This is a genomic window from Polaribacter filamentus, assembly GCF_002943715.1.
Lineage (GTDB): Bacteria > Bacteroidota > Bacteroidia > Flavobacteriales > Flavobacteriaceae > Polaribacter > Polaribacter filamentus.
The window spans coordinates 13,171-28,298 of record NZ_MQUA01000014.1 but is presented as its reverse complement, the minus strand read 5'-3'; the positions used below and the strand labels follow the sequence as shown (position 1 = coordinate 28,298).

Sequence of the window (15,128 nt, the reverse complement as noted above, 5' to 3'; positions counted from 1 at the left end):
ATAAATTTACAAAGTAACATGTTTATTAAGTATTACCTTTAGCCAAAATTAACACGCTTTCTATGGAATATGGATTTCTATCAGTAATACCACCTATTGTTGCGATTATTTTAGCCTTAAAAACAAAACAAGTATACATCGCTTTGTTATTAGGAATCTGGTTTTCCTGGTTAATTATTAAAGGATGGAATCTTTTAGACGGTACTTTAGCGATGATTGAAGGGATGGTAAATGTTTTTCAATCCGAAGGAAATACACGAACGATTATGTTTAGTGCATTGGTTGGTGCTTTGTTGATATTTATTCAATACTCGAGAGGAGTAGAGGGTTTTATCAATATTTTAAACAGACGATTGGTAAAATTAGAAGAGAAAAAAACAGGGTATAGTAGAGTAATGGTTCAGGTTTTAGCAACCGTAACTGGTTTGTTGTTGTTTGTGGAAACAAGTATTAGTTCTCTAACTGTAGGAACTTTATACAGACCCATTTTTGATAAATTAGGAATCCCGAGAGAGAAACTAGCCTACATTGCAGATTCAAGTTCTGCGCCTTCATCCATTTTAATTCCCTTTAATGCTTGGGGCGCTTTCATCATGGGGCTTTTGTTAACGCAAGGAATTGAAAAACCATTTTCTGTGATGATGGCATCCATAAAATATAATTTTTATCCTTTAATTGCCATTGCAATGGTTTTTGCAGTGATACTTTCTAAGAAGGATTTTGGTCCGATGAAAAAAGCGGAAAAAAGAACCAAAGAAACAGGTGAGTTAATGAACCCAGATTCTAAACCTATGGTTTCGGATGCCGTAACTTCTTTTCCTCCGAAAGAAGGAATTCCCGCCAAAGCGTATAATATGATTGTGCCGCTGCTGGTAATGGTGTGCATGATGCCAATTAATTTGATATATACAGGTTGGGATGCGGTTAAAGAAGCTAGCTCCTTTTTAAATCATGCTTCGCAAGCAATTGGCGAAGGTTCTGGTTCGTCATCTGTTTTATACGCGGTAATTACTTCTTTATTAGTGGCAATGGTGATGTATTTTATCCAAGGAATTATGAATCCAAAAGAAGCGATTGAGTTAACTTTAAAAGGAATTAGCGAGTTAATGCCGTTGGCTTTACTGATGTTGTTAGCGTTTGCAATTGGTGACGCGTGTAAAGAATTAGAAACAGGAATCTATGTTGCAAACGCAACGAAAGATTGGTTGTCGCCAGAATTGTTACCAGCGGTTGTTTTTATCATTAGTTCTTTTATTGCCTTTTCTACCGGAACTTCTTGGGGAACTTTTGCCATTATGTTGGCAATTTCTGTGCCTATGGCAACTATTCATGGTGCAGATATAACGATTGTGGTTGCTGCTACTTTAGGAGGAGGGATTTTTGGAGACCATTGTTCGCCAATTTCGGATACCTCTATTATTTCTTCAATGGCTTCTGCTAGTGATCATATAGATCATGTAAAAACGCAATTGCCTTATGCGTTGGTTGGCGGTGCAATTACTACCATTTTGTATCTGATTATTGGTTTTATGGGGTAACGTCATTGCGAGGAAGAATGACGAAGTAAACTGTTGAATTGAATGACGAATTTTTTTAAGAATTTGGGCGTTACCACAAGGGTCGCGCTTTCCGCAATCGCTTTTTATTCGTTCGTCATAAAAGAGCTCAAACAATGCTTCAATCGCTAACGCGGGCTTCTTTAAGAAAAGTTTGTTATTCTAGAACAATCTTACTTATTTTTAAGTGAAGTTTTTTTGGGCTGTAAGAAAGAAATTGCTTCGTTTCTCGCAATAATATAGCAAGAATAAAACACCTGTTAGTTCGAGTTTTTTTATTGAAAAAAGTAAGGATAAAAAAGTGTAGAGAACTTTTAACTCGCTAAAATTCCACGTTTTTGCAATTCAGGAAGCATTCGCAAAGCTCCTTCTTTAATCGCGTTTTCTTTAAAGGTGAATGTTTTTTCGAACAAGACATTTCCTTCAAAAAAAGTAACTTGAAAGCGGTTGTTTAGTGTAAATAATTCGGGCTGAATTAATTCAATTTTAGCAAAAGAGTTTGCTGGTAGCACATCAATTTTTTTACGGAATAAAGAGGTGATTTTTGTATCAGAAAAACCCTGAGTAACAATTACAATCATTTCTAAATCAACATTTTTATTATTGATAATGTACACATTCCAATCATCCGTTCTATAAATAGCATTGTATTCATAAACAACGGCAATTTCTACGTCTGTAACTTCGGGTATTTGAATGTCTTTTTTCATAAAAAATAATCAAGAAAACAATTTGTTTGCGTTTTTGTAATTTGGCGCACTACAATCGCTTAGATTTTTACGAAGATACTCTTTTTTCATATTCACTCGAAGCAAATGGTCTTTTAGGGATGTCAAGTTGAGAATTTTTGTAGTAGAGCATTATACTGAATTATTAGATGTTTTAGAAGAATTTGTTGCAACTAAAATAGGACTCAAAATTTAAATTGATTAGTATTCTTTAAATTAAATTACTGCCATCCGCCTCCTAAAGCTTCATATAAATATACAATAGAAACTAATTGTTGTAGCTGGCTGTCAATAATATTAAGCTCTGCACTTAAAGCACTTTGTCTAGCTAATAATAAATCTAAATATGTAGCATACCCGTTTTTTAGTAACTCATCAGAATTTTGTTCTGCTTGTCGTAATGCCTCCACTTCATTCTTTCTAAATTCGAATTTTTTAGTTTCAGACTTATACGTAAATAAAGCGTTAGAAACTTCGCTACCTGCAACTAATAATGCTTTTTTAAACTGAAGTAACGATTGCTCTTGTTGCGATAGCGCCACTTCTTTTTGCGTTTTTAAGGTTCGTTTATTAAATATAGGCTGTGTTAAACCACCTATAATTGTCGTAAACAAAGAGTTTACACTTATTAATTTATCTAGCTCTAAACTTTGAAAACCTCCAGAAGCAGTTAATTTTAGCGATGGATAAAAATTACTTCTAGCTATATTTGTTAATTCGAAAGACTGAATTAAATTATATTCAGCAGCCATAACATCTGGTCTGTTACTTAATAAAGTTGCTGGAACGCCTAGTTTTAAATCGGTATCTATGGTTTGATTTGTTAAGCGACTTCTTTCAATTTTGTGTGGACTTTTTCCTAGTAAAATACTCAATGTATTTTCAGTTTTAAAAAGAGCGGTTTCAATATCTACCTCCAATGCTCTTGCACTTTTGTACTGTGCAATATTTTGATCTACAGCAACCTGATTTGTTAAACCTGCATCCTTTAAAGCTTTAATGGTTTCCACACCATTTTTGCGAGACTCAATAGTTTTTTGGGTGATTTCTAATTGCGCGTCTAGAGCCAAAAGTTGATAATAGGTAATAGCAATGCTAGAAATTAATTGCGTTTTTACCGCTTGATGTGCAGCAACATTTTGCAAGTAATTTGCGGCAAAAGCACGTTTATTACTTCTAATTTTTCCCCAAACATCTGCTTCCCAAGATAGATTTGCAGTAATATCGTACTGATCTATTCCTCCGCTAAATAAGGATCCAAATTGACTGTTTTTTGAAAGTTCTTGATGCGTTGCATTTGCGCCGATACTAACCGAAGGTAAAAAACCAGCATTACCTTGTTTTGCATACGCTTGTGCCGCTATCATTTGTTGAATAGCAATACGAACATCCATATTATTTTGCAGCCCTTCTTCTATATACTGATTTAAATAGCTGTCTGTAAACAAGGTTTTCCAAGATATAGCTGCCATAGATATACTATCTGATGGCAAATTATCTGTTCTGTACAAGTTTTGGGTTTCTGTAACTTCTGGTCTTGTGTACTCTTTAGCAACAAAACAACTTTGTAATGTAAAAACCATTACGGTTAAAACGAGTCCTTTTTGAAGGCGTATATTTTTTATAATTGATATCATATAATTAATCTTCATTTTGTTGAGCGATGACTGCTGGTTTGCTAGAAACTTTTTCTTGCAACCATTGAAAGAATATAAATAAAATAGGAATCACAAATACTCCTAAAACCGTTCCTATCAGCATTCCGCCTGCGGCACCTGTACCAATAGAATTGTTTCCTTCCGAACCAACACCTTTTGCTAAAACTAAAGGCATTAATCCTAAAATAAAGGCAAACGAGATCATTAAAATAGGACGTAAACGGGCTTTTGCTCCGTGGATAGCTGCATCAACAATGCTTTCTCCATTTTTTCTTCGCTGCAATGCAAACTCTACAATTAAGATGGCATTTTTGGCGAGCAGACCAATCAACATAATTAAAGCAATTTGGAAATAAATGTTGTTTTCTAATCCGAAGAAATACGTACTAATATAGGCCCCAAATACACCAAACGGAAGTGATAATATTACAGCAAGTGGTAATAAATAACTTTCATATTGTGCACTTAATAAGAAATACACAAATAAAATACTCAATGCAAAAATAAATAAGGTTTGGTTATCTGCATTTACTTCTTCTCGTGTTAAACCAGAGTATGCAATGGTGTAATTACTTGGTAATTTTACCACTTCTTCTTCAATAATTCTAATAGCATCACCTGTACTAAAACCATCGTTTGTTGCACCTGTTATGGTTGTAGAATTAAATAAGTTGAAACGTGTTACCGATTGTGGGCCATATACACGTTCTAATTTTACAAACTGCGTAATTGGTGCCATTTCACCAGAACTTGTTCTTACATACATACTATTTAAATCATCTACACTCGCTCTATCATTTGGCAGAGCTTGAATGTACACTCTAAATTGTTTTCCGAATTTCGAAAAATCGGATGCATACACGCCACCAATATACCCTTGTAATGTTGAGAATATACTATTAATAGGAACCCCTTTTTCTTTCGCTAAAGGCACATTAATTTCCATTTCGTATTGTGGATAATTTGTGTTGAAAGACGATTGTGCATATTTAATTTCTGGATGACTCATAATTGCCATCGCAAATTCTGTATTCACTTTATCTAAATCTTTAAATTCTCCGCCAAATTTATCTAGTAAATTCACCTCAAAACCTCCGGAGTTTCCAAAACCACGAATACTTGGTGGCGAGAAGAAAATAATATTTGCTTCTGGCATTGTTGATACAACTCCAAATAATTTACCTGTAATTGCTTGCACAGATGTTGATGGATCTTCACGATCTGCCCAATCTGCTAATTTTATAATTCCGAAACCGTAATTACTACCAGCTCCGCTAATTAAACTTCTACCATTAATAAAGTTTACACCTACAATACCCTCAATACCATTTATTTTTTTGTACAAATCTTTTGTAACAGCATTTGTTCTATCTAAAGAAGCACCCACTGGTAACTCGATATTTGCAAAAATAATTCCTCGATCTTCGTTAGGAACAAAACCTGTTGGCGTATTTTGAGATGTCCAGAAAATTCCGACAACAGCTAAAACTAATAGTAAAACTGGTATCCATTTTCTTTTGAATAAAAACTGAAGTGATTTACCGTATCTTTCTACTGTAGCACTAAATCCGCGATTAAAAAGCGTGTAAAAACGTTTTAATGGACTTTTACCTTTTATTTCTTCATCTTCTTTATGTGTTTTTAATAATAAAGCACACAACGCCGGACTTAACGTTAAAGCATTTACTGCAGAAATAAGAATCGCGATAATTAAAGTAACTCCAAATTGCTCATAAAAAACTCCTGTTGGTCCAGAAATAAATGTTACCGGAATAAATACCGCTGCCATTACCAACGTAATAGAGACAATAGCGCCAGAAATTTCATTCATTGCCGTTAGTGTTGCTTTCTTAGCATTTTTTTCTCCTTCATCAATCTTGGCATGGACGGCTTCTACAACTACAATAGCGTCATCCACCACAATACCAATTGCGAGCACTAATGCAAATAGTGTTAATAAGTTAATTGAGTATCCAAAGACATTCAAGAAAAAGAAAGTACCAATAATAGAAACAGGCACTGCAATTGCAGGAATTAACGTAGATCTAAAATCTTGTAAAAATAGAAATACTACTAAAAAAACCAATATAAAAGCCTCCAATAAAGTAGTGATTACTTTATTTATAGATGCATTTAAAAACAAACTGGTATCATAAGGGATAAAAATATTTAATCCCGTAGGTAGGTCTTTTTTAACGCTTTTTAAAGTAGTTTTAATGTTTTCTATAATTTCTTTTGCATTCGAACCTTTTGTTTGAAAAATCCCCATAAATACGGCAGGATTTCCTAAACTCATTGCGTTAGACGCATAAGATTGCGCATCTAATTCTATTTTAGCAACATCATTTAAACGTAGGAACTGACCATTTCCTATGGCTTTAATAACAATATCTCCATATTGTTTTTCTTCTTTAAAACGACCACTATAAGTTAGTGTATATGAAAATGCTTCGCCATTATTCTGACCTAAAGATCCTGCAGCTGCTTCTAAGTTTTGTTCTCGCAAAGCTGCTGTAATGTCTGAAGGTATTAAATTATAAGCGGCTAATTTCTCTGGTTTTAGCCAAATACGCATCGCATAATCTTGTTGTGAGAATACACTAACATCTCCAACACCACTAATACGTTGTAAGCCAGGAATAACGTTTATTTTTAAGTAATTCTGAATAAATGTAGCATCGTATTCCTCATTTTCAGAATACATAGATATAAACATTAAAGCACTTGTTTCTTGCTTTTGAGTTGTTACACCTGTTTGAATAACTTCTTGTGGCAATAACGGGTTTGCTCTTGCTACACGATTTTGAACGTTTACAGCAGCAATATCTGCATCTACCTCTTGATTAAAATATACGGTAATTTCTGCGGTACCTGTATTAGATGCGGTAGAGGTAATATAATCCATACCTTCTGCACCATTAATTTGCTCTTCAATAGGTATAATTACACTTTCTAAAACGGTTTCTGCATTGGCACCAGGATATGAAGCAATTACTTTAATTGTAGGTGGTGCAATATCTGGGTATTCCTCTATTGGTAAACTTGATATACTTATGATACCAAGTACAACTATGATAATAGAAATTACCGTTGAAAGCACGGGTCTTTCAATAAATGTTTTTAACATAATCTATGGGGTTCTAGTTTTTAAATAATGTTGCTATAGGTTTAATTGCTTCTTCAAAAGAAGTTTCTTGCGGAGAGATAGTCATTCCGTCTCTTAATTTGCCCACACCAGAAACAATAATTTTATCGTTTAGATCTACACCAGATTCTATAACATATAGGTTATCTATTGCTGCTTTTACTTTAACAATTGTATTTGAGACCTTATTCTCTTTACCTAATTTATACAGCATGATGTTACCCTGTTGCTCATAAGTTGCTACTTGCGGAATTACAGTAACATTTTTATAAATAATAGGAATTTGAATTTTACCACTATTACCATTTGTTAGTAATTGAGTAGGATTATTAAAGACAGCTCTTAAACTTACGGTTCCTGTATTTTGATTGATTTGTTTTGTACTTGTTTGAATTTTACCTTTTTCGGCATACATGTTTCCGTTAGCAAGAATTAAATTAACCGAAGGAAAATTTGCTAGTTTTTCTGATACATTTTTACCTTCTGAATTTTGTAAAAAGTCTAAATATTGCGTTTCCGTTAAGCTAAAGAAGGCATACACTTGTGTAATATTACTTACAGAAGTTAATGGGATAGGATCATTTACACCAATTAATGCACCTTCTCTAAAATTAATTGCACCGATATTGCCATCAATAGGACTTTTAATTCTAGCATATCCAATACTTGCAGAAACACTGCTGTAATTGGCTTTTGCTTGCGCTAAATTAGCTTTGGCAGTTTCTAATTGAACAGCACTAATAATGTTTTTTTCTACTAACGGAATTAGTTTATCAACTTCAATTTGTGCCACATTAATACGTGCTTTTGCAGCGCCGGCATCTTGATTTAATGATTGTGTTTCTAATTGAAACAATACTTGTCCTTTTTTTACTTTTTGACCTTCATCAACAAATACTTTTTGAATATAACCTGAAGTTTTTGGGCTAACCTCAGTGTTTATTAAACCTTCTATACTTGTTGGGTATTCTTGATAACCCGTTACCGTTTTAGGTTGCATTTGCGATACAGGAAAAGCTGCAGGTGGCGCTTGGTTTAAAGCTACATTATTTTCTTGTTTATTGGTACAATTTAAAATAAGTAAAAAGCTACTTAGTGCTAGTAATATTATTAATTTAGTATGTTTCATTTTTTATCTTAGTTTAAGTATCAAATTGATTGTCTATTATTTTTGATTGTCTATTATTTTTACTCTTAACTCCTCTATAGAAGCAGAAGCTTCATTTATAAATTTTATATATTCATTGTGAAAATTTAAATCGAATTTTTCTTCTTTATTTTCGATTTTTGATTGTTTTCGTTTTCTTGATAGTTTTTTATTTCTAGATGTAATTCACGCACTTCTTTCCAATTGCTGATTATTTGGTCAACATGTTGAATGATAATGTCTTTATTGATCACAAAGTATTTTTTACGATCGCCTGTTTTTGTGAAATACTGAATTTTCTTTAAGTCTTGTAAATGATTCAGATGTGTAGAGATGGTACTTTTACTCGCAAAAAGAATACTCACCATATCTTCAAAAGTGGTTCCTTTTTTACCGGTAAGAATTATATAGGATAAAATACGCGCAGCAACAGGCGCTAGCTGTTCTCTCTTTTCTAAATGCACTCCTAGTTTTTCAACCAAAGCCATCTTTTCTTTGCAAATGTTTTCGTTCATTTTTATGCTGTTATACACCCAATTTTTAGATTGGTATAAAATTCTTTTCAAAGATACAATTAGTTCGGAACAATCAGAACCAAACGAATGTTAAAAAAAATGTTAAAGAAAAAAGCCGATAGAATTATCGGCTTTTAAATGATAGTTATAAAAATCTTAAACGTGTTTAATGTGTTTTTAAAACTGTTATTTTAAATTATTTTCTTTGTTTAACGCTCTAATTATTAGATAAAAATTAAAGATTGAAAGTGTCATCAAAATCAAAGATTTTTTTTTGATTTATAAAACTAATGAATTCGAGAAAATTATGCAATCCAAAAAATAATTAAAGCTACACTAGAAATAAGAAGAAAAAGATTTTTTTATCAGCATAAAGCAATTTTTTATAAAAAGAGGAACTAAATTCGGTTTAAACTACCAGATCTCGTAAAAACTTTCTTTAGAAATTTCATCTCCATCACAGTCATCAATAGTTAATGTTCCTTCGCACAAACCACCAAATTTATCTTCTTGATTTTCTAAATCATATTTGGTAATTTTTCCGTTTTTATAAACAGTAATTTGTTTTAAAACTTCATCTGCATCGTTCGTTTCAAAATACCAAGTTGAGAAACCCCAATCTGCATGTTCATCATCTCTATTTTCGTCCCAAAATTGTGAAAAGTAATTCATTATATAACTGATTTAAATTGTTCTAAAAGACGTTTGTCATTTTCGTAAAACATTCTAATATCAGGAATTTGATATAATAACATTGCAATACGTTCTATGCCCATTCCAAAAGCGTAACCAGAATATTTTGTTGGATCAATATTGGCATTTTTCAATACATTAGGATCGACCATTCCACAACCCATAATTTCTAACCAACCGGTACCTTTTGTAATTCTATAATCTGTTTCTGTTTCTAATCCCCAATAAATATCTACTTCTGCACTTGGCTCTGTAAAAGGGAAATAAGAAGGTCTTAACCTAATTTTAGACTTTCCAAACATCTCTTTTGTAAAGTATAAAAGTGTTTGTTTTAAATCAGCAAAAGAAACATCAGTATCAATATATAAACCTTCTACTTGATGAAAAATACAATGTGCTCTTGCAGAAATATCTTCGTTTCTAAAAACTCTTCCAGGAGAAATTGTGCGTATTGGCGGTTTATTTTCTTCCATATAACGCACTTGCACAGAAGAAGTATGTGTACGCAATAAAATATCTGGATTTTGCTCAATAAAGAACGTGTCTTGCATGTCCCTTGCAGGATGATATTCTGGCAAATTCAACGCTGTAAAGTTGTGCCAATCATCTTCAATTTCTGGCCCTTCAGAAACAGTAAAACCAATTCTATTAAAAACCTTAATAATTTGATTTCTAACCAATGAAATTGGATGTCTAGAACCTAATTCTATTGGTTCTGACGGACGTGTTAAATCTCCGTAAAAAGATTTTTCGCTGGTAGAATTTTCTAAAGCTTCTGTTAATTCAGCAACTTTATACTCTGCAGAGGCCTTTAAATTGTTTAATGCTTGTCCAAAATCTTTACGCAACGCGGCATCCACATTTTTAAATTCTGCAAATAAATCTTTTAATAAACCTTTAGAACCTAAATATTTAATTCTAAAAGTCTCAACTTCGTCTTTTGTTGTTGCTTTAAAAGATTTTACATCACCAATAAGCTCTTTTACTGTATCTAACATTACATAATAAATTAAACGGCGAATTTACACCTTTTTATTTTTGTTGAATCTAATTTTTGAGTTGAATACTTAAATTTTATTAAAGTTCTAAACTAGAAATTGAATATATTGTACGTCATAAAAATGGAATTAAAATGAAAGAAAATATCTTATCAAACTTAAAAACATACGCATTTAAGGAGGTTACTTTTGATAAATTAATGCAAAATAGAATTAATAAGGTATTAATAGTTTGTTCTAATTACGATTTTTACATGCTTGAAGAAGATGGTAGAATTGAGGAACGAATCTTTAATGAATACACCTCTTTAAATTTAAGGCATCCACCAAATTTTATTCATGCAAATTCTGCAAAAAGAGCTATTATAATGATGGAATCTCATCAAATTGACATTGTTATTACTTGGTTAGATATTGGTAATCATAATGCTTTTGAATCATCAAAAAAAATTAAAGAAGCCTTTCCTGATGTACCAATTGCTGCTTTAAGTTATCATTCTTCGCTATTAAGAAGTAAGCTACAAAAAGAAAATACCGATAGTATAGATTTTGTTTTTCACTGGAATGGAAATGCAGACATATTTTTGGCCATCATAAAATTAACAGAAGATAGAATGAATGCCGAAGTTGATATTAATGTTGTGGGTGTTAAAGCCATATTATTAGTAGAAGATTCGCTAAAATTTTACTCTAGATATATTCCACTTATTTATAAAGTGATCCTTAAACAAACACAAGGATTAATGTCTGAAGGCTTAAATGAGCACAGAAAAATGATGTTAATGCGAGGAAGACCAAAAATTTTACTAGCTACAACTTATGAAGAGGGTATTGGTTTATTTGATACTTATAAAGATAATTTATTAGGGGTAATATCCGATGTTAATTATTATAAAGATGGCGTGAGAAATAAAGAAGCAGGATTCTTATTTTTAGATTATGTAAGAAATTATAAACGGTATTTTCCTTTTTTAATTCAATCATCGAATGCAAGTAACGAAAAACGAGCGTTAGAACTTAAAGGTAAATTTTTATACAAACACTCAGAAACTTTAGGTGTTGATATAAAAAATTATATCATGAAATATTTTGCTTTTGGAGACTTCGAGTTTTGGGATCCTACGCAAATGAAAGTTTTAGCAACAGCCAAAGATTTAGGTGAATTTCAAAGAGCGATAAAAAATGTTTCTGAAGATTGTTTGATGTATCACGCAACAAGAAGCGAGTTTTCTAAATGGTTAAAATCAAGAGCCCTTTTTTCTTTAGCAGATTTACTTAGCGTTATAGAATATGATGAATTTGAAAACAATGATCAAATAAGAGACTTTTTAATTAACTCTATTAAAGCATACCGAGTATACAGATCTAGAGGTGTAATTGTAAAATTTAACAAATATAAATACGATGAGTTTGTTGGCTATGCAAGAATTGGTGAAGGTGCTTTAGGCGGAAAAGCAAGAGGTTTGGCTTTTATAGATTCCTTTTTAAAACGTAATAGTTTATATAATAAATTTGAAAACGTAAGTATAACAATACCAAGAACGGTAGTAATAAGTACCGATGTTTTTGATCAGTTTATAGAGACCCACAAATTAATTAAATTTGCTGCAGAATGCACAGATGACGATAAAATATTAAATAAATTTATTTCAAAGGATTTACCAGAATGGGCGCTAGAAGATATTAAGGCATTCTTAGAAACAACCAAATGTCCCATTGCTGTGCGTTCCTCTAGTATGTTAGAAGACTCAAATTATCAGCCTTTTGCGGGGGTTTTTGCAACGTATATGATACCAAATTCTGACATAAACAAAAAAGTTGAAATGGTTTCTAATGCCATTAAATCGGTTATTGCATCTGCCTTCTTTGAAAACAGTAAATCCTATTTAAAAGCGATATCACATACTATAGAAGAAGATAAAATGGCTGTAATTTTACAAGAAGTTACAGGTAAACAATATCAAGATGTATATTATCCAAATATTTCTGGAGTAGCACGTTCTATTAATTTTTATCCTATTGGAGAAGAAAAGGCAAGTGAAGGAATTGCTAATATTGCTCTTGGTTTAGGTGAAATAATTGTTGGGGGCGGACAAACATTACGCTTTTCACCCTATTATCCAAAAAAAGTGTTGCAATTATCTTCTCCAGGCTCTACGCAAAGAGATACGCAACAGTATTTTTATGGTTTAGATCTTGATCCTGATAGTTATAAAATTTCAACTAGTGAAGCAATCAATAAAAAGAAAGTAACAATCAGAGAAGCAGAAAACCATGGTTCCTTAAAGTTTGTAGCATCGACATACGATTTACAAAATAATACAATTAAACCGGGCGTAATGCATGATGGTATTCGTGTAATCACGTTTGATAATATTTTAAAATACAATACGTTTCCGTTGCCAGAAATTTTACAAGAACTCTTACGTGTTGGGCAACGAGAAATGAGAAATCCAATAGAGATAGAGTTTGCCGTAAAGCTAGATGTTCCGCCAGGGAAACCAAAAGAATTTAGCTTTTTACAAATAAGACCAATCATACAAAGTATGGAAACGGTTAGTAAATTACCTGAAAATTTAGATATTTCTGAGACCATAATTTATTCTGAATCTGCTTTAGGAAATGGAAAATATGAAAACATTTTCGATGTAGTTTATGTAAAACCAGAAACTTTTAATTCAGCCAATACAAGAGATATTGCAAATGCAGTTGAAGAAATTAATAGAAAATTTGTTGCATTAGATAAACCTTATATTTTGGTTGGCCCGGGGCGCTGGGGCTCAAGTGATTCTTGGTTAGGAATTCCTGTGCTTTGGTCTCAAATTTCAGCAGCAAAAATAATAGTAGAATCTGGTTTAAATAACTTTAGAATAGATCCAAGTCAAGGAACCCATTTTTTTCAAAATTTAACATCATTTAAAGTGGGGTATTTAACGATAAATCCGTTTATAGATGATGGTTTTTTTGATGTAGATTACTTAAATAAACACGAGGCTGTTTTTGAAGATTCTTATTTAAGGCATATTTCCTTTAAAAATGCACTTACAGCTATTATTGATGGTGAAAATAATAAAGCAGCTATTTTTAAAGAAGGTATTTCATTGGAAAACAGTGCTTCAAATATAGAAGAATCATTTGAAGAATTACCTCCGGAAGGATTTATGTAAAATGTATATATAATAAAAAAAGTCTTCAAATAAATGAATAAACATTAAGATTCATAAAAAACGGATAAATTATTGTTAAATATTAAAAAACTCGATAAATATTCCATTTTAAAATCAATTTTAAAATGTATTTTTGATGTATAAAATTATTCTATAAAAAGTTATTAAGTATATCAATATGAATGTAAAAGAAATTTTAACAAATTTGGAAACGAAACACCCTGGTGAAAAAGAATATTTACAGGCTGTTACCGAAGTTTTAGTGTCTATTGAGACTATATATAATGAAAACCCACAATATGAAGCGGCTAAAATTATTGAACGTTTGGTGGAGCCAGATCGAATTTTAACATTTAGAATTTCTTGGATTGATGATGCAGGCCATGTTCAAGTAAATTTAGGGCATAGAGTACAATATAATAATGCGTTAGGACCTTACAAAGGAGGAATCCGTTTACACCCGAGTGTAAATTTAAGTATCTTAAAGTTTCTAGGATTTGAGCAAATATTTAAAAACGCCTTAACAACACTGCCAATGGGAGGTGGAAAAGGAGGTTCAGATTTTAATCCAAAAGGAAAATCGGACACCGAAATTATGCGTTTTTGCCAAGCATTTATGTTAGAATTGTGGAGAATGATTGGACCAAGTACAGATGTGCCAGCTGGGGATATTGGCACCGGTGGTAGAGAAATTGGGTTTATGTACGGAATGTATAAAAAACTACAGCAAGAACATACAGGCGTTTTTACAGGAAAAGGTTTAAATTGGGGAGGAAGCTTAATTAGACCAGAAGCAACAGGTTTTGGTGGTGTTTACTTTACAAAGGAAATGCTAGAAACTAAAAATGATGATTTTAATGGTAAAATAATTTCACTTTCCGGTTTTGGAAATGTAACCTGGGGTGTTGCTTTAAAAATCACCGAATTAGGCGGAAAAGTAGTTACAATTTCTGGTCCTGATGGATATATTTATGATGAAAAAGGTTTCGATCATGATAAAATAAGTTATTTATTGCAGTTAAGAGCATCTAATAATGACATTGTTTCTCCGTATGCAGATGAATTTCCAGAAGCCAAATTTTATGCTAATGAAAAACCTTGGAGTGTAAAATGTGATATTGCAATGCCTTGTGCAACTCAAAATGAATTAAACGAGGAAGATGCAATAAAACTGGTTGCAAATGGCGTACAATATATAGCAGAAGTTTCTAATATGGGTTGTACCCCAGAAGCTGTTCATGTATTTCATAATGCCAAAATTTTATATGGACCAGGTAAAGCGGTAAATGCCGGTGGAGTAGGAGTTTCTGGTTTAGAAATGTCTCAAAATGCGATGAAGCTAAATTGGACTAAAGAAGAGGTAGACGATAAATTACATCAAATAATGCATTCTATTCATACCGCTTGTTTAAAATACGGAACACAAGAAGATGGTTATATAAATTATGTAAAAGGAGCAAACATAGCTGGTTTTATTAAAGTAGCAGATTCTATGTTAGATTTAGGAGTTGTGTAAAAAAT

The 15,128-nt window shown here is 32.2% G+C and carries 10 protein-coding genes; 3 read left to right on the top strand and 7 right to left on the bottom strand.

The features are described from left to right. Positions 1-62: 62 nt before the first annotated feature. A complete protein-coding gene (locus BST83_RS16825; protein ID WP_104810932.1) occupies positions 63-1,538 on the top strand; it encodes a Na+/H+ antiporter NhaC family protein in 1,476 nt (491 codons plus the stop codon). A 332-nt stretch (positions 1,539-1,870) separates the two neighbouring features. On the opposite strand, the gene BST83_RS16820 is transcribed toward BST83_RS16825, so the two are convergent. The 7 genes from BST83_RS16820 to pheS form a co-directional block, all read right to left on the bottom strand. After that, positions 1,871-2,266 (bottom strand): hypothetical protein, encoded by a 396-nt coding sequence (locus tag BST83_RS16820; RefSeq protein WP_104810931.1) that lies wholly within the window; start codon positions 2,264-2,266, stop codon positions 1,871-1,873. Positions 2,267-2,505: 239 nt separating this feature from the next. Beyond that, positions 2,506-3,921 carry an efflux transporter outer membrane subunit gene (locus tag BST83_RS16815; protein ID WP_104811344.1) on the bottom strand — a complete coding sequence of 472 codons (1,416 nt, stop codon included), beginning with the start codon at positions 3,919-3,921 and terminating at the stop codon, positions 2,506-2,508. 4 nt (positions 3,922-3,925) lie between these two features. Beyond that, positions 3,926-7,069, bottom strand: a complete 3,144-nt coding sequence (locus BST83_RS16810) for an efflux RND transporter permease subunit (protein ID WP_104810930.1) — start codon at positions 7,067-7,069, stop codon at positions 3,926-3,928. A gap of 13 nt (positions 7,070-7,082) precedes the next feature. After that, on the bottom strand, positions 7,083-8,216 hold the full coding sequence (locus BST83_RS16805; RefSeq protein ID WP_104810929.1) for an efflux RND transporter periplasmic adaptor subunit: 1,134 nt from the start codon (positions 8,214-8,216) through the stop codon (positions 7,083-7,085). A 125-nt stretch (positions 8,217-8,341) separates the two neighbouring features. After that, positions 8,342-8,749 (bottom strand): GbsR/MarR family transcriptional regulator, encoded by a 408-nt coding sequence (locus BST83_RS16800; protein ID WP_437438462.1) that lies wholly within the window; start codon positions 8,747-8,749, stop codon positions 8,342-8,344. A gap of 414 nt (positions 8,750-9,163) precedes the next feature. Next, on the bottom strand, positions 9,164-9,421 hold the full coding sequence (locus tag BST83_RS16795; RefSeq protein ID WP_104808315.1) for a hypothetical protein: 258 nt from the start codon (positions 9,419-9,421) through the stop codon (positions 9,164-9,166). Beyond that, the gene (gene pheS, locus BST83_RS16790) at positions 9,421-10,440 is read right to left on the bottom strand and encodes a phenylalanine--tRNA ligase subunit alpha (RefSeq protein ID WP_104808314.1); all 1,020 of its coding nucleotides are present in this window, start codon (positions 10,438-10,440) and stop codon (positions 9,421-9,423) included. The genes BST83_RS16795 and pheS overlap by 1 nt, the downstream gene beginning before the upstream one ends. A gap of 134 nt (positions 10,441-10,574) precedes the next feature. Between pheS and BST83_RS16785 the strand changes: the two genes are divergently transcribed. Continuing rightward, positions 10,575-13,607: a PEP/pyruvate-binding domain-containing protein gene (locus tag BST83_RS16785; RefSeq protein ID WP_104808313.1), complete on the top strand. Its 3,033-nt coding sequence runs from the start codon at positions 10,575-10,577 to the stop codon at positions 13,605-13,607. A 178-nt stretch (positions 13,608-13,785) separates the two neighbouring features. After that, positions 13,786-15,123, top strand: a complete 1,338-nt coding sequence (gene gdhA, locus BST83_RS16780; RefSeq protein ID WP_104808312.1) for an NADP-specific glutamate dehydrogenase — start codon at positions 13,786-13,788, stop codon at positions 15,121-15,123. The last annotated feature ends 5 nt before the right edge of the window (positions 15,124-15,128 follow it).